This window comes from Noviherbaspirillum sp. UKPF54, from assembly GCF_007874125.1.
Lineage (GTDB): Bacteria > Pseudomonadota > Gammaproteobacteria > Burkholderiales > Burkholderiaceae_D > Noviherbaspirillum.
This window is the reverse complement of record NZ_CP040128.1, coordinates 4,552,201-4,567,060: the sequence shown is the minus strand read 5'-3', so window position 1 is coordinate 4,567,060 and position 14,860 is coordinate 4,552,201. Positions and strand designations below refer to the sequence as shown.

General features: G+C 58.7%; 20 protein-coding genes. 2 read left to right on the top strand and 18 right to left on the bottom strand.

The annotated features are described in order from the left end of the window. Window positions 1-76: 76 nt before the first annotated feature. From FAY22_RS21125 to FAY22_RS21100, 6 genes are all read right to left on the bottom strand, one after another. Window positions 77-688 carry a glutathione S-transferase N-terminal domain-containing protein gene (locus FAY22_RS21125; protein ID WP_146332816.1) on the bottom strand — a complete coding sequence of 204 codons (612 nt, stop codon included), beginning with the start codon at window positions 686-688 and terminating at the stop codon, window positions 77-79. 90 nt (window positions 689-778) lie between these two features. Further along, window positions 779-1,543 (bottom strand): cytochrome c1, encoded by a 765-nt coding sequence (locus tag FAY22_RS21120; protein WP_146332814.1) that lies wholly within the window; start codon window positions 1,541-1,543, stop codon window positions 779-781. A 23-nt stretch (window positions 1,544-1,566) separates the two neighbouring features. After that, window positions 1,567-2,973 (bottom strand): cytochrome bc complex cytochrome b subunit, encoded by a 1,407-nt coding sequence (locus tag FAY22_RS21115; RefSeq protein ID WP_168204935.1) that lies wholly within the window; start codon window positions 2,971-2,973, stop codon window positions 1,567-1,569. A gap of 2 nt (window positions 2,974-2,975) precedes the next feature. Next, complete coding sequence (gene petA, locus FAY22_RS21110) at window positions 2,976-3,584, bottom strand: ubiquinol-cytochrome c reductase iron-sulfur subunit (RefSeq protein WP_146332810.1); 609 nt, start codon at window positions 3,582-3,584, stop codon at window positions 2,976-2,978. A 300-nt stretch (window positions 3,585-3,884) separates the two neighbouring features. Then, on the bottom strand, window positions 3,885-4,589 hold the full coding sequence (locus FAY22_RS21105; protein WP_246860595.1) for a response regulator transcription factor: 705 nt from the start codon (window positions 4,587-4,589) through the stop codon (window positions 3,885-3,887). 75 nt (window positions 4,590-4,664) lie between these two features. Beyond that, complete coding sequence (locus tag FAY22_RS21100) at window positions 4,665-5,432, bottom strand: Nif3-like dinuclear metal center hexameric protein (protein WP_146332807.1); 768 nt, start codon at window positions 5,430-5,432, stop codon at window positions 4,665-4,667. Window positions 5,433-5,445: 13 nt separating this feature from the next. Between FAY22_RS21100 and FAY22_RS21095 the strand changes: the two genes are divergently transcribed. Next, window positions 5,446-6,627, top strand: coding sequence for a Do family serine endopeptidase (locus FAY22_RS21095; RefSeq protein WP_146332805.1), 1,182 nt, complete (start codon window positions 5,446-5,448; stop codon window positions 6,625-6,627). A gap of 16 nt (window positions 6,628-6,643) precedes the next feature. Then, window positions 6,644-7,315: a DUF2461 domain-containing protein gene (locus FAY22_RS21090; protein WP_146332803.1), complete on the top strand. Its 672-nt coding sequence runs from the start codon at window positions 6,644-6,646 to the stop codon at window positions 7,313-7,315. A gap of 12 nt (window positions 7,316-7,327) precedes the next feature. On the opposite strand, the gene tatC is transcribed toward FAY22_RS21090, so the two are convergent. From tatC to FAY22_RS21030, 12 genes are all read right to left on the bottom strand, one after another. Beyond that, window positions 7,328-8,101, bottom strand: a complete 774-nt coding sequence (gene tatC / locus FAY22_RS21085; RefSeq protein WP_146332801.1) for a twin-arginine translocase subunit TatC — start codon at window positions 8,099-8,101, stop codon at window positions 7,328-7,330. Between the two features lie 6 nt (window positions 8,102-8,107). Further along, window positions 8,108-8,593: a Sec-independent protein translocase protein TatB gene (gene tatB / locus FAY22_RS21080; protein WP_146332799.1), complete on the bottom strand. Its 486-nt coding sequence runs from the start codon at window positions 8,591-8,593 to the stop codon at window positions 8,108-8,110. 69 nt (window positions 8,594-8,662) lie between these two features. Then, the gene (tatA, locus tag FAY22_RS21075) at window positions 8,663-8,863 is read right to left on the bottom strand and encodes a Sec-independent protein translocase subunit TatA (RefSeq protein WP_146332798.1); all 201 of its coding nucleotides are present in this window, start codon (window positions 8,861-8,863) and stop codon (window positions 8,663-8,665) included. Between the two features lie 45 nt (window positions 8,864-8,908). Beyond that, on the bottom strand, window positions 8,909-9,280 hold the full coding sequence (locus FAY22_RS21070; protein ID WP_146332797.1) for a histidine triad nucleotide-binding protein: 372 nt from the start codon (window positions 9,278-9,280) through the stop codon (window positions 8,909-8,911). Window positions 9,281-9,326: 46 nt separating this feature from the next. Beyond that, the gene (locus FAY22_RS21065) at window positions 9,327-9,671 is read right to left on the bottom strand and encodes a phosphoribosyl-ATP diphosphatase (RefSeq protein ID WP_146332795.1); all 345 of its coding nucleotides are present in this window, start codon (window positions 9,669-9,671) and stop codon (window positions 9,327-9,329) included. A 7-nt stretch (window positions 9,672-9,678) separates the two neighbouring features. Further along, a complete protein-coding gene (gene hisI, locus FAY22_RS21060; RefSeq protein WP_146332793.1) occupies window positions 9,679-10,083 on the bottom strand; it encodes a phosphoribosyl-AMP cyclohydrolase in 405 nt (134 codons plus the stop codon). Next, window positions 10,080-10,844: an imidazole glycerol phosphate synthase subunit HisF gene (hisF, locus tag FAY22_RS21055; RefSeq protein ID WP_146332791.1), complete on the bottom strand. Its 765-nt coding sequence runs from the start codon at window positions 10,842-10,844 to the stop codon at window positions 10,080-10,082. Before hisF ends, hisI begins: the two co-directional genes overlap by 4 nt. A gap of 8 nt (window positions 10,845-10,852) precedes the next feature. Further along, window positions 10,853-11,638 (bottom strand): 1-(5-phosphoribosyl)-5-[(5-phosphoribosylamino)methylideneamino]imidazole-4-carboxamide isomerase, encoded by a 786-nt coding sequence (gene hisA / locus FAY22_RS21050; protein ID WP_146332790.1) that lies wholly within the window; start codon window positions 11,636-11,638, stop codon window positions 10,853-10,855. A gap of 61 nt (window positions 11,639-11,699) precedes the next feature. Further along, window positions 11,700-12,338 (bottom strand): imidazole glycerol phosphate synthase subunit HisH, encoded by a 639-nt coding sequence (gene hisH / locus FAY22_RS21045; RefSeq protein WP_146332788.1) that lies wholly within the window; start codon window positions 12,336-12,338, stop codon window positions 11,700-11,702. Window positions 12,339-12,366: 28 nt separating this feature from the next. Further along, entirely contained in the window at window positions 12,367-12,963 is a 597-nt protein-coding gene (gene hisB, locus FAY22_RS21040; protein ID WP_146332786.1) for an imidazoleglycerol-phosphate dehydratase HisB, read from the bottom strand. 19 nt (window positions 12,964-12,982) lie between these two features. Beyond that, window positions 12,983-14,071 (bottom strand): histidinol-phosphate transaminase, encoded by a 1,089-nt coding sequence (gene hisC, locus FAY22_RS21035; protein WP_146332784.1) that lies wholly within the window; start codon window positions 14,069-14,071, stop codon window positions 12,983-12,985. 7 nt (window positions 14,072-14,078) lie between these two features. Then, window positions 14,079-14,849, bottom strand: a complete 771-nt coding sequence (locus tag FAY22_RS21030) for a site-specific DNA-methyltransferase (protein WP_146332782.1) — start codon at window positions 14,847-14,849, stop codon at window positions 14,079-14,081. Between the last annotated feature and the right edge of the window lie 11 nt (window positions 14,850-14,860).

The following is a 14,860-nucleotide window of genomic DNA, read 5'->3' as shown; positions in this document are numbered from 1 at the left end:
TGGCCAGAATGTATTTGCCGTCACGGCACCCACGCATTGTTCCTACAATGCGCAGATGCACGACAAGGGGCGCTGATTATCGGCGCATAACCTTTTCGGACGGCGTCAATGCTTCAATGTAGGCCGGACGCGAGAAAATGCGCTCCGCATATTTCATCAGAGGCGCGGCGGTCTTGGATAGTTCGATTCCATAGTGATCCAGGCGCCACAGCAGCGGCGCGATTGCCACGTCGAGCATGGAGAATTCGTCGCCGAGCATGTACTTGTTCTTCATGAACAAGGGGGCCAACGTCGTCAGACGATCACGAATTTCCGCACGAGCCTTTTCATGGAGCTTTTCCGAACCCTTCGATTTATCGTTTTCCAGCGTATGCACGTGGATAAACAATTCCTTCTCGAAGTTAAAGAGCATCAATCGTGCGCGGGCACGCATGAGCGGATCAGCCGGCATCAGTTGCGGATGCGGGAAACGCTCGTCGATATATTCATTGATGATGTTGGATTCATACAGAATCAGGTCGCGCTCGACCAGGATCGGTACTTGCCCATACGGATTCATTACCGAAATATCTTCCGGCTTGTTGAACAAGTCGACGTCGCGAATTTCGAAGTCCATGCCCTTTTCAAACAGGACCAGGCGGCAACGTTGTGAAAATGGGCAGGTCGTGCCCGAATAGAGAACCATCATATGCAGTTCCTTAGAAACAAAGGGGGTGAGACGTCATACGGCTCACCCCGAAACAAACGCCCGCCGTTCAAGAGAACTGCGAGCAATACTTTATTTAACGTCTTTCCAATAGGAAGCGTTCAAGCGCCATGCGAGCACGGCAAAGATACCCAAGTACAAGAGGACCCAGACACCCAAGCGTTTGCGCGTGTTTTGCGCAGGTTCACCCATCCATTCCAGGTAAGCGACCAGATCGGCGACCGCATTGTCGTACTCGGTCTTGGTCATCTTTCCTGGCTTCACTTGCTCGAAGCCTTCGAACTTGTGAATGGTTTTACCTGCCTCGTGCGGATCTTTTTCCTCGACGAATTTGGCGCTATTGATACCCTGCAGTTCCCACAGCACGTGCGGCATGCCGACGTTCGGGAAAACCAGGTTGTTCCAGCCGGTCGGACGGGAGTCATCCTTGTAGAAAGTGCGCAGGTAGGTGTACAGCCAGTCCGCGCCGCTTCCTGCTTCGGATGACTTCGCACGGGCGATGACCGACAGGTCGGGCGGTGCTGCACCGAACCATACCTTGGCGTCCTTGGGCTGCATCGCGACCTTCATCAGATCACCAACCTTGTCCGAAGCGAAGAGCAGGTTGTTCCTGATCTGATCTTCGGTCAGGCCGATATCCTTCAGCCGGTTGTAACGCATTGCGGACGCAGCATGGCAGTTCAAGCAGTAATTCACAAAAAGCTTGGCGCCATTTTGCAACGCGGCCAGATCCTTCGTGCGATCCGGAGCATGGTCGAGCGAAAAACCTCCCTCATTCGCCAGCGCCAGCGCCGGCACCAACGCCAGGGCCGCAATCAGTTTTTTCAGAAATGTCATGATTCTCTTATCCCTTTTGCGGCTTAATGCGGATGGAAGTTGACGCGGTCAGGCACTGGCTTGAAGGAGCCCATCTTGCTCCACCACGGCATCAGCAGGAAGAAGCCGAAGTAGATGAAGGTGCAAACCTGCGATACCAAGGTACGCCCTTCAGTCGGCGGCAACACACCCAGATAACCGAGGATCACGAACGCGATGCCGAACACGAGGTAGACATACTTGTGCCAGCTCGGACGGTAGCGAATCGATTTGACCGGAGAGTGATCGAGCCACGGCAGGCCGCCGAGGATCATTACGGAAACGCCCATCAGCACCACGCCCCAGAACTTGGCGTCGAAAACGAACATGCCGACCAGTGCCACGGCCGCGACAATCGTTGCCCCCAGCTTCACCTTGCCGCTCAGCTTAGACTTCGTCAACAGCAACACGAGATAGGCGATCACGCCGATTTCCAGCGCATACATGAACTGCGAAGTAGTTGCACGCAGGATCGAGTAGAACGGCGTGAAATACCAGACCGGGGCGATATGCGGCGGAGTCTTCAGCGGGTCTGCCGGGATGAAGTTGTTCGCTTCGAGGAAGTAGCCGCCCATTTCCGGTGCGAAGAACACGATCGCAGCAAACACGATCAGGAACACCGCGGCGCAAAACACGTCGTGTACCGTGTAATACGGGTGGAACGGGATACCGTCGAGCGGATGGCCGTTAGCATCGGTCTTCGCCTTGATCTCGATGCCGTCCGGGTTATTGGAACCGGTTTCGTGCAGCGCTACGATATGCGCGACCACGAGACCGATCAGCACCAGCGGAATGGCGATCACGTGGAACGAGAAGAAGCGGTTCAACGTCGCGTCGGACACCACGTAGTCACCACGAATCCACAGCGACAGATCCGGGCCGATGAACGGGATCGCGCCGAACAGGTTCACGATCACCTGCGCACCCCAGTACGACATCTGGCCCCACGGGAGCAGGTAGCCCATGAAGGCTTCACCCATCAGGCACAGGAAAATCGCCACGCCGAACAGCCATACCAGCTCACGCGGTTTGCGATAGGAGCCGTACAGCAGGCCGCGCAGCATGTGCAGGTAGACTACGATGAAGAATGCGGAAGCGCCGGTGGAATGCATGTAGCGCACCAACCAGCCCCACGGCACATCGCGCATGATGTACTCAACCGAATTGAACGCGAGGCTCGCTTCCGGCTTGTAATGCATCACGAGGAAGATACCGGTGACGATCTGGATCACCAGCACCAGCAGTGCGAGCGAACCGAATGCGTACCAGTAGTTGAAGTTCTTCGGCGCGTAGTATTCGGATACGTGCGCTTTCCAGGTCGCGGACAGCGGGAAGCGTGCATCGATCCAGTTCAGCGCCTTGGCGGAGAACGGCGCGTCAGCAGGAAGCTGTTTCTCTTGGAATGCCATAATGGTTATGCCTCGCCTTTCTCGTCTTTACCGATGACCAGCTTGGTTTCGCTGAGGTACATATGACGCGGCACTTGCAGGTTGTCCGGGGCTGGTTTGTTCTTGAACACGCGGCCGGCCAGGTCAAAAGTCGAACCATGGCACGGGCACAGGAAGCCGCCTTGCCAATCGTCCGGCAGCGAAGGCTGCGCGCCCGGCTGGAACTTGGAACTCGGCGAGCAACCGAGGTGGGAACAGATACCGACCGCAACCAGGATTTCCGGCTTGATGGAACGGTATTCGTTACGTGCGTATTCCGGCGTCAGGTCATCCTTGTTGCGCTCGGACTTCGGATCGGCAACCTGGGCATCGGTCTTCTTGAGCGACTCGACCATTTCCGGGGAGCGTTTCAGGATCCACACGGGCTTGCCGCGCCATTCCACCGTTTTCATTTCTCCCGGCGCCATGCCGGCGATATCCACTTCTACCGGCGCGCCTGCAGCCTTCGCGCGCTCGGACGGCTGGAAGGTGGACACAAAGGCCCCCGCCGTAGCCAATCCGGCCACACCGCCCACCGCGCATGTAGCGGCGAGCAAGCCGCGTCGACCGGAATCGACCTGCTTTTCGTTACTCATACCAACCCCAATCAGTCAACAAAATTCGGAATATGTCGAAACCACCAGCAACATTCGATTATAGCGTGGGGCGCATTTGATTTAAAGCGTATACCTGACGCCTTGCACAAATTCCGGGAACTTTTTGGAGTACGCATAACCGCGCGTAGCGCGGCGTCAGCAGCAATAAATTGCCATTTCTGCAATATGGCAATGCGTGATGAATGAGGGGGTGGATGGCGGTTTTATCAACCGGTCGCAGCCTTCAGCGACGGCAGTCATCCCCACAGAAGAAGCAGGCGGCGCGCCGTCCTAGAGGCGTTAATGGCGAGCCCTCGGCCGCCCCAACTGAAGCAGGCCGCGCCGATGCGCTTCAAATACCGCTTCCCCGCGCGAGTGCACGGACAGCTTGCCGTAAATGTTCTTAATATGGGTTTGCACCGTACCGACGGATACGGAAAGCATTTTGGCAACCTCGCCATAGCTGTCGCCCTGCGCGATCAAGTCGAGAATCGCCGCCTCGCGCTTGGTCAGAGTGGTGGCGACGCTGTCCTGCCCGCTTGTCGCGAAAGGTTCTTTTTTCCCGTCACGCACCTTGGCCAGCACCATGCGGGCAATCGCGGGACTCATGGGGGCGCCGCCGTCGCGCAGGTCCAGCACCGCGCGCGCAATATCCACCCGCCCCGCATCCTTGAGCACATAGCCGGACGCCCCCGCCTCGATACAGGCCAAGACATTGGCTTCGTCACTCGACATCGTGACCACCATGATGTCGGTTTGCGGATGATGCTTGACACATGCATGAATGATCTCGATGCCCGATCCGTCAGGCAGTCCGAGATCCGTCAGCAGCACGTCGGCCGTCTCGTCTTCCAGCCAAGCCAGCGTCGACTGGACGCTGTCGAAGGCGGCGAGCAGCCGCAGCGCAGGATCCGCCTCAATTGCCAGACACAGGGACTTGCGGGTCACCGCATCGTCTTCAACGATCAAGACGCCGACCTGCTTGCGCGATGATTCAGCCAACATTATTTCCATTCCTCGCCTGCAATAATAATTTCCCAATCATAGTATAGGGATAACGTCCGCTTTTAGTGCATTTCGTCAGACGGGGTTGGCGATATCGATGAAATGATGGGCCAAGCCATACGTTTCAGCAAGGTGCCGTCCAAGAGCCTGTATGCCGTAACGCTCGGTCGCGTGATGCCCGCATGCCAGATAAGCGACGCCAGTCTCCCTGGCCAGGTGAACAGTCGGTTCGGATATCTCGCCGCTGAGGTAGACGGTGGCTCCAGCGGCGATTGCATCGCCCAGCAGATTCTGGGCCGCGCCGGTGCACCACCCCACCGAGCCCAGTGGCCGCTCCCTGTCGCCAATGAGAAGAGGAACGCGCCCGACCTCCCGCTCCACGACGCGCACCAGGTCCCCGACCGTCTTCACCTCAGGATCTTTCGGCATACCGAGCCATCCCAAGCCATCCTCGCCAAACCGCCCGCGAGGCTCGAGCCCGAGCTGCCGCCCCAGTTGCGCGTTATTCCCCAACTCCGGATGCATATCGAGCGGCAAATGGTAGGCAAAGAGGTTGATATCTCGTGTTAAAAGCAACTTCAGGCGCTTTTGCTTCGGCCCGACAATCCTCGCATCCTCCCCGCGCCAGAAGTAGCCGTGGTGAACGAGAATCGCATCTGCATTTACCTCAATGGCGGCTTCGATCAGCGCCAAGCTGGCTGTGACTCCCGTTACAATAGTTTCAATCCCGACCCTGCCTTCGACCTGCATGCCGTTTGGGCAATAATCGCGAAAGCGGTTAATATCGAGCGCCTGCTCTAGATATTTTGCAAAATCATCCCTATCTACTGAACTTCGATTCATTTTTACACCTTTTATGCGACGTCTCTGGCTATTGTTTGCCCAAACCGTCACCGTCGGTTTAGCCGTTTGGTTCATTGTAGCGAGCCTCAAGCCGGAATGGGCCAAGGACTTGGTGAGCGGCGCACGCACGACGCGCATTGCGACCTCGTCCGTGCCGGTGATGGAAGCTCCCGAACATTCGGCCCCGGCGCAGAATTCCTATCGCGATGCAGCCCGGCGTGCAATGCCGGCCGTGGTCAATATTTTCACGACCAAGGGCACGCGCCAGCCGCAAAGCCCGTTCATGGACGACCCGCTGTTTCGCCGCTTCTTCGGCGAGCAGCAGGAAGAAAAGCAGTTCAGCCTCGGTTCCGGCGTGGTGGTCAGTACGCAAGGCTATGTCTTGACCAACAATCATGTGATCGAAACGGCCGACGAGATTGAAGTGGCGCTGGCCGATGGCCGCAAGGCGTCAGGCAAACTGGTCGGCGCCGATCCGGAAACCGACCTTGCGGTGATCAAGGTCGACATACCGAACCTGCCCTCCATCACCTTGGGGCATGCGGAACAGGCCAGAGTGGGCGACGTAGTGCTCGCCATCGGCAATCCGTTTGGTGTCGGGCAAACGGTCACCATGGGAATCGTGTCGGCCCTGGGCCGCAACCACCTCGGCATCAATACCTTCGAAAACTTTATCCAGACCGATGCCGCCATCAACCCGGGCAATTCGGGCGGCGCGCTGATCGATGCCAACGGCAATCTGCTCGGGATCAACACTGCCATTTATTCCCGCAGCGGCGGCTCGCTCGGCATCGGCTTTGCGATACCTGTAACGACCGTCAAGACGGTGATGGAAGCGATCATCGCGAATGGCCAAGTCATCCGCGGCTGGATCGGCGTAGAGCCGCAAGACATCACGCCGGAACTGGCCGAGAGCTTCGGGCTGGCGAAAAAATCCGGCGCCATCATTGCCGGCGTGCTCAAGGGCGGACCGGCAGACAAGGCCGGCATAAGGCCGGGCGACATCCTGGTGGCGGTCGAGGGCAAGCCGGTGACCGATACGACCGACATGCTGAACCTGATCGCGCAGCTCAAGCCCGGCAACAAGGCCAGGATGACGGTGCTGCGCCGGAGCCAGGAGTCGACGCTGGATGTGGTCGTCGGCAAGCGCCCGAAGCCGCGCCGCGAAGAGCGGGAAGAAGACGACGAACGCTAAAACCAACGGGCCCACCATGCATATTCGTGACCTGATCCAGTTCCTCGGCGAGCTGTCGGAGAACAACAACCGCGCCTGGTTCGTGATGAACAAACCGCGCTATGACATCCTGCGCGCAGAATTTCTCGAACTAGTGGGAAAACTAATCGCGGAAATCAGCAAGTTCGATCCCGAAGTCGCCGGTTGCAATCCGAAAAAAGCGCTGTTTCGCATCAATCGCGATATTCGCTTCTCGCATGACAAGAGCCCGTACAAGACTGCATTTTCCGCCTCCATCACGGCAAGCGGCTTGAAGAAGCCAAGCCAGGGCGGCGGCCCCGCCTATTACTTCCACATCGATGCGAGCGGAACTTTGCTGGCGGCCGGTGGCGAATACATGCCGCCTCCGGATCGCTTGCGCACGATTCGCCAGCATGTGATTGAGGATGCTGCCGGCTTCGGCAAGGTCTTGAAGAACAAGAAACTGAAAGATGCTTTCGGCGACTTGCAGGACGAAGGCAAGCTCAGCCGCCCGCCCAAGGGCTTTTCTCCCGACGCTCCGCACATCGAGTACATCAAGCACAAGAGCTTCATCGTGTGGAAGGAGACAAGCCTGAAGAAAAAGATTCCTGCCGACGTCGGTAAGGAACTGGCGGCCGAATTCAGAAACGCGTATCCGCTGATCGCCTGGTTACGGCAGGCAAAATAACAACCAACGCGCTCAGGTTGTTTCCTCCGACGCGGCTTCGTCAGGTGCCTGCGTCGCGCGCACGAACATGGGCGCCACCAGCAGCCCGGCTTCGTACAACAGGCAAATCGGCACGGCCAGCAGCAGCTGACTCATGATATCGGGCGGCGTGACGATCGCCGCAACCACAAACGCGCCGACGATCACATAAGGCCGGATCGCCCTGAGCTTTTCCACTGTGACCAGGCCCAGCCGTACCAGCACGATGACCACGATCGGCACTTCGAAGGTGATGCCGAACGCGATGAACAAGGTCATCACGAAGCCGAAATAGCTTTCAATGTCCGGCGCAACGGCGATCGACTTCGGCGCGAATTCGTTGATGAACTTGAAAATCACGCCAAACACGAAGAAGTAGCAAAATGCCACGCCGGTAATGAACAGGATGGACGACGACACCACCAGCGGCGCCACCAGCTTCTTTTCATGCTCGTACAAACCGGGCGCAATGAAGGCCCAGGCCTGGTACAGCACGATCGGCAGCGCGATCAGGAAGGCCACGAGCAGCGTCACCTTCACCGGGATGAGGAATGGCGTGATCACGCCGGTGGCGATCATCTTGCTGCCGGCGGGGAGCGCCGCCATCATCGGCTGCGCCAGAAAGTCGTAGATCTTGCCGGCCCACGGCATCATGCCCAGGAACACCACGATGACCGCAATCGACGCCTTCATGATGCGATTGCGCAGCTCCACCAGATGCGAGATGAAGGTGTCGCCCTCACCCGTGGTTTGTTGTTCGTCGCTCATGGAATGTTAGTGAAATGATGCGGTGGTTTTGCGCGCTGCACTGGCCGGACGGTATTTGGCGACGCGCGCCGCCCCCGACAGCACATGCGTCTTGCGGCCGGTTTGCTTCTTGTACCAAGACGGGACGGCGGAATTGCGCGCGAGCTTTTTCTTGCGGAAGTCTTTTGCCTTGACCACCTGCCGGTCGGGCATCGGCGTGTCGAGCAAGGGATTGGTGAATGCTTCGCTCACCTCTTTCTCGACCTCCGACATGTTCTGCGCAATTGTCTGCTCGACGTTGCTGGCTGCTTCCTGCATTTCCTTTTGCACCTTGCGCAGTTCTTCGAGCTCGATCTCGCGGCTGACTTCCGACTTGACGTCGTTGATATAGCGCTGAGCCCTTCCGAACAGGGTGCCGGCCATGCGCGCGACCTTGGGCAGGCGCTCTGGACCGACCACGACCAGCGCAACGACGCCAATCAGCGCAAGCTTGGAAAGACCGAGATCAATCATGGGGGAGATGCAAAAGTGGAGCGTGACGCGCCTGACGCGGTGTCACGCATGAACAGCGGGGAAAGAGCATCAGCTCTTTTTTTCTTTGGCTTCGACGTCGATCGCGGCCTTGTCGGCAGCAGCCTTGTCTTCTTCACCCTTCACGCCATCCTTGAAGCCTTTGACAGCCTTGCCCAGATCGGAACCGATGTTGCCCAGTTTTTTGGTGCCAAACACCAGCATCACGATCACCAGCACGATCAACCAGTGCCAAATGCTAAACGAACCCATTACTTTCTCCTAAAACGGACATCAAGTCCTTGAAACTGCCTGCCTTCAGGCAGAACGACGCCACGGGCGCGGTCCGCCGATGACGTGCAAATGAAGATGGTACACCTCTTGCCCGCCGTTCGGTCCGGTATTGAACAGCAACTTGAAACCGCCGCTGCCCACGCCGTCGCTATTGACCACATAACCGCAGCCTTGTTCCTCAGCAAGTTTCGGCGCCAAGAGCAGCATTTTACTCAACAATGCGGCATGACTTTCATTACACTCTGCAACAGTGGGGATATGCTGCTTGGGAACCACCAGAAAATGGACCGGGGCCGCCGGGTTAATATCGTGGAAGGCGATCAAGTCGTCGTCTTCATATACAGTCTTGGTCGGAATTTCCTTTGCAGCGATTTTGCAGAATATACAGTTCGTCATGTTTTTCCGATCAGGTTAGTGTGCATTCATCGCCGGCGCGCTGCACTCACGGCTTGTCGGCGCGGCTCACCTTTTCCTCGATGCCGGAAATACCTTCGCGGCGGGCCAGTTCCTTCAACACATCCTGTGGCGTCAGATCGAACTGCGCAAGCATGACCATCGAGTGAAACCACAGGTCGGCGCACTCGTAGAGTACTTTCGACTTGTCGCCGCCGGCGCGCACATCCTTGGCCGCCATCACGGTTTCCGTCGCTTCCTCGCCGATCTTCTTTAGGATCGCGTCGTCGCCCTTGGAGAACAGGCGCGCAACATACGACTTGTCTGGATCGCCGCCGTTGGCCGGCTTGCGCGATTCGATCACCTGGGCCAGGCGCGTTAATGTATCACTCATCGTGGGTTCACTTGTAAATTTGGTCCGGGTCTTTCAGTACCGGCTCGACCGCGTGCCATTCGCCGTCTTTCGCGTTGCCCTCAAACTTCTGGAAGAAGCAGGAATGGCGGCCGGTATGACAGGCGATGCCGTCGGCCTGCTCGACTTTCAGCAGCACCACGTCCTCGTCGCAGTCGAGGCGGATCTCGTGCACCTTTTGTACATGACCGGACTCTTCGCCCTTGTGCCACAGCTTCTTGCGCGAACGGCTCCAGTAAACCGCCTCGCCCAGCTCCACCGTCTTCGAGAGTGCTTCGCGGTTCATCCATGCGAACATCAGCACGTCGTTGGAGCCCACTTCCTGCGCGATGACCGGCACCAGGCCGTTTTCATCCCACTTGACCTTGTTGAGCCATTTGGCCTTGATGCTCATGCCAGCCTCATCGGAATGCCTTGCTCCGCCATGAAGCGCTTTGCTTCCTGCACCGTATGCTGGCCGTAATGGAAGATGCTGGCGGCCAGCACCGCGTCAGCCTTGCCGAGCTTGACGCCATCGGCCAGATCCTGCAGTCCGCCGACACCGCCGGATGCGATCACGGGAATCGATACCGCATCCGACACCGCGCGCGTCAGCGCCAGGTCGAATCCGCTCTTGGTGCCGTCGCGATCCATGCTGGTCAACAGCACTTCGCCGACGCCCAGGCTTTCCATCTTCTTGGCCCATTCGACCACGTCCAGCCCGGTCGGCTTGCGGCCGCCGTGGGTAAATACCTCCCACTTGCCGTCGCCGCTCTTCTTGGCGTCGATCGCCACCACGATGCATTGCGAGCCGTATTTTTGTGCGGCGTCGGCCACCATCTGCGGATTCGAGACGGCGGCGCTGTTGATGCTGATCTTGTCGGCGCCGGCATTGAGCAACCGGCGCACGTCGTCGACGGTGCGTACGCCGCCGCCCACGGTCAGCGGGATGAAGACCTGCGAGGCGACCGCCTCGATGATGTGCAGGATCAGGTCGCGTTGGTCCGAGGTCGCAGTAATGTCGAGGAAGGTCAGTTCATCGGCACCCTGCTCGTCATAGCGGCGCGCGATCTCGACCGGGTCGCCTGCGTCGCGCAGCTCGACGAAATTGACGCCCTTGACGACGCGACCGGCGGTCACGTCCAGACAAGGGATGATGCGTTTTGCCAGGGTCATGATGGGCTCTACTCTTCTTCCGCCTCTTCCAGGCCGCTCAGTTCGTCGGCGCGCTCCTGCGCCGCGCGCAGGTCGAGCGTGCCTTCGTAGATCGAACGGCCGCAGATCACGCCTTCGATGCCTTCGTCCTGCACCGCGCACAGCGCTTCCACGTCCTTGATGTTGTGCACGCCGCCGGAGGCGATGACGGGAATGGTCATGCTGCGCGCCAGCTTGACGGTGGCGTCGATGTTCACGCCGGCCATCATGCCGTCGCGGCCGATGTCGGTGTAGACGATCGCTTCGCAGCCGTAATCCTCGAATTTCTTGGCCAGGTCGATCACCTCGTGGCCGGACAGCTTGCTCCAGCCGTCGGTGGCGACCTTGCCGTCCTTCGCATCGAGGCCGACGATGATCTGGCCGGGGAAGGCGCTGCAGGCATCGTGCAGGAAGCCCGGATTTTTCACCGCAGCGGTGCCGATGATGATGTAGGACAGACCGTCGTCCAGATAGCGCTCGATGGTGTCGAGATCGCGAATGCCGCCACCCAGCTGCACCGGAATTTCGTCGGTGCCGTTTTCGGCGGCGAAGTCGCGCACTGCCTGAATAATCGCCTTGACCGCCGCCTCGTTCTTCGGCTTGCCGGCAAACGCGCCGTTCAGGTCCACCAGATGCAAGCGACGCGCGCCCTGTGCCAGCCAATGTCGCGCCATCTGCGCGGGATCGTCGGAAAACACGGTGGCTTGGTCCATATCGCCTTGTTTGAGGCGCACGCAGTGACCGTCCTTGAGGTCGATGGCAGGTATGAGCAGCATGGCTACATTAGTGATGGATTAATGTTGGTAAAGTTGATATGCAACGACTACTCGCCCGAAATCAGGGATTCCAGTGAACGAAATTTTTATATAGCTGCAAACCGGCTGTCGCGCTTTTCTCCGGATGAAACTGGGTCGCGAATATATTGTCTTTTGCCACGGCACAGGCAAACGGCGCGCCATAATCGGTTTCGCCGGCGATGTGCTCCGGCTTGTCCGGCACCGCGTAGTAGCTGTGCACGAAATAGAAGTAGCTGTTGTCAGCAATGCCATTCCACAGCGGATGGGACAGCGTTTGTTTCACGCGGTTCCAGCCCATCTGCGGCACCTTGAAGCGCGAGCCGTCCGCCTGCAGCTTGTCGTCCAGCCGGAAGCGCACCACTTTCCCCGGCAGCAAACCGAGGCCCGGGGTATTCCCCTCTTCGCTCCAGTCGAACAACAACTGTTCGCCGACGCACACGCCCAGCAGCGGCTTGCTGCGGGTCGATTCGATCACCGCCTCCTGCAAGCCCGATTCGCGCAGGCAGCGCATGCAATCGGGAATGGCGCCCTGCCCCGGCAGCACCAGACGATCGGCCGACTTGATGTCCGCCAGTTCGCCGGAAATGCGCACGTCTGCTTCCGGCGCGACGTGGCGCAACGCTTGCGCCACGGAGCGCAGGTTGCCCATGCCGTAATCCACTACAACGATTTTGTTCATGTCAAAAAATGAGTCGCGACTGCTGCTCTTACAGACTGCCCTTGGTCGAAGGAATCGTGCCTGCCGCACGTGCATCCAGCTCGGCCGCCATGCGCAGCGCGCGGCCAAACGCCTTGAATACGGTTTCGCACTGATGATGCGCGTTTTCGCCGCGCAGGTTATCGATATGCAGCGTCACCAGCGCGTGGTTGACGAAACCCTGGAAAAATTCGTGCGTCAGGTCGACATCGAAGGCGCCGATCATCGCGCGCTTGAACGGCACGTGGAATTCCAGGCCGGGACGGCCGGAAAAATCGACGACCACGCGCGACAACGCTTCATCGAGCGGCACATAGGCGTGGCCGTAGCGGCGGATGCCCTTCTTGTCGCCGATCGCCTTGGCGAATGCCTGGCCGAGCGTGATGCCGACGTCTTCCACGGTGTGGTGGGCATCGATGTGCAAATCGCCCTTGGCGTCGATGTCGAGGTCGATCAAGCCGTGCCGCGCAATCTGGTCGAGCATGTGGTCGAGGAACGGTACGCCGGTATTCAGCTTTTGCTGGCCGGTGCCGTCGAGGTTGATCACGACGCGGATCTGCGTCTCGTTGGTATTGCGGGTGACCTCTGCAACGCGTGGCGTGGGCATGTTAAGCGGATACAAAAAATTACGATGCGAACGATGCCTTCAAGGCATCGAGGAATATCTGGTTTTCTTCTGGCGTGCTGACGGTCACCCGCAAGCAGTTTTCCAATAATGGGTGCATTTTACCGACATTTTTGATTAAAACCTTACGGTCTAACAACGCCGAAAACACAGAATCTGCATTATTTTTGCCGTCGGCGATGCGAATCAGCAGGAAATTTGCTGCTGAAGGGAAAACTTCGACGCCGGGCAAGGCCTTCAGTGCGTTGGCCAGGCTGGCGCGTTCGGCGCGCAGAGATTCCGCCTGGGCATCGAGCACGTCGACATGCTCGAGCACGAATTCCGCCGCCGCCTGGGTCAAGACATTGACGTTGTACGGCGGGCGCACCTTGTCGAATTCAGCCAGCAGCGCGGCATGCGCCGCCATGTAGCCGAGGCGGATGCCGGCCAGCCCCAGCTTGGATACGGTACGCATGACCACGACGTTGCCAAACTCCGACAGGCGAGGCATGAAACTCTCCTGCGCGAACGGCTGATAGGCCTCGTCGACCACCACGATGCCGGTGTCGCCCACGGCACGGATGATCTCCACCATGGCGTTCGCATCGAACAGGTTGCCGGTCGGGTTGTTCGGATACGCGAGGTAAGTGACCGCTGGCTTATGCTGCGCGATCGCCGCCAGCATGGCGTCCCTATCCAGCGAAAAATCCGGCTTGAGCGGCACGCCGACGAATTGCAGTCCGGCGAACTTGGCGGACATGGCATACATGACAAAGCCGGGCATCGGCGCCAGCACCTTGGCGCCCGGCTTGGCGCAGGCAACGGAGATGATCGAAATCAGCTCGTCCGAGCCGTTGCCGAGCACGACGTCGAAGCCGGCCGGCACACCCAGCTTGTCGCAAATCTTTTTCTTCAGCTCCGTATACGACGGCACCGGGTAGCGATTCATTGCAACATCAGCAAGACGTTGGCCAAGCTGCGCGCGCAAATGCTCCGGCAAGGCGTACGGATTTTCCATCGCGTCGAGCTTGACGAAGCCGGCGGAGTCCGGCACGTGATACGCCGACAGTGCGCGCACGTCGGGGCGGATGATATTTTCGATCAGGGACATAGGGTTCTCAGGCTGCGGCTGGCTTTTCCAACTCGGCCAGGCGGTGTTCAATCAGTTCGCAATAATCGGAATTTAACTCAAATCCCACGAAATTCCGGTCGCAACGCTTTGCTGCGACGGCTGTCGTGCCGCTGCCCATGAACGGGTCGAGCACGATGCCGCCCGGCGGGCAGGACGCTTTAATCATGCGCTCGACGATCTCCAGCGGCTTTTGCGTCGGATGGTCGGCGCGTTCCCGGTGTTCGCGGTGCAGGCGTGACACGCTCCATACATCCTTCGGGTTGTAGCCGATTTCGAGCCACTTGGCGCCGACGAAAATCGAGCGCGAGCGAGCTTTCTTGGTTTCGGCATCGTACGGAATGCGCACCGCATCGAGGTCGAAATAGTAATCCTTGGCCTTGACGAAAAAGCCGATGGTGTCGTGCACCGACGAATACTTGCGGGTGCTGCCGCCCATCGATGGCACGCGCCGGTCCCAGATGATTTCGTTAATCATCGTCATGCGTTTTTTCAGCATCACGAAGATTTCCGGAGAATAGCGCCAGGTCAGGAAGATATACAGGCTGCCGTTCGGCTTCAGCTTCGGCAGCGCGGCATCGATCCACTGCTCCATCCAGCGCAGATAAGCGTCGGTATCGAGCTTGTCGGAGTTGTTGCCATAGTCCTTGCCCAGGCCATAAGGCGGATCGGCCAGCAGCAAGTCGATGCTTGCATCCGGAATACGCGCCAATCCGTGCAGCGCGTCTTCGCAGTAAATGCGATTGAGCCAGCTAGTCATTGGACGGCGCT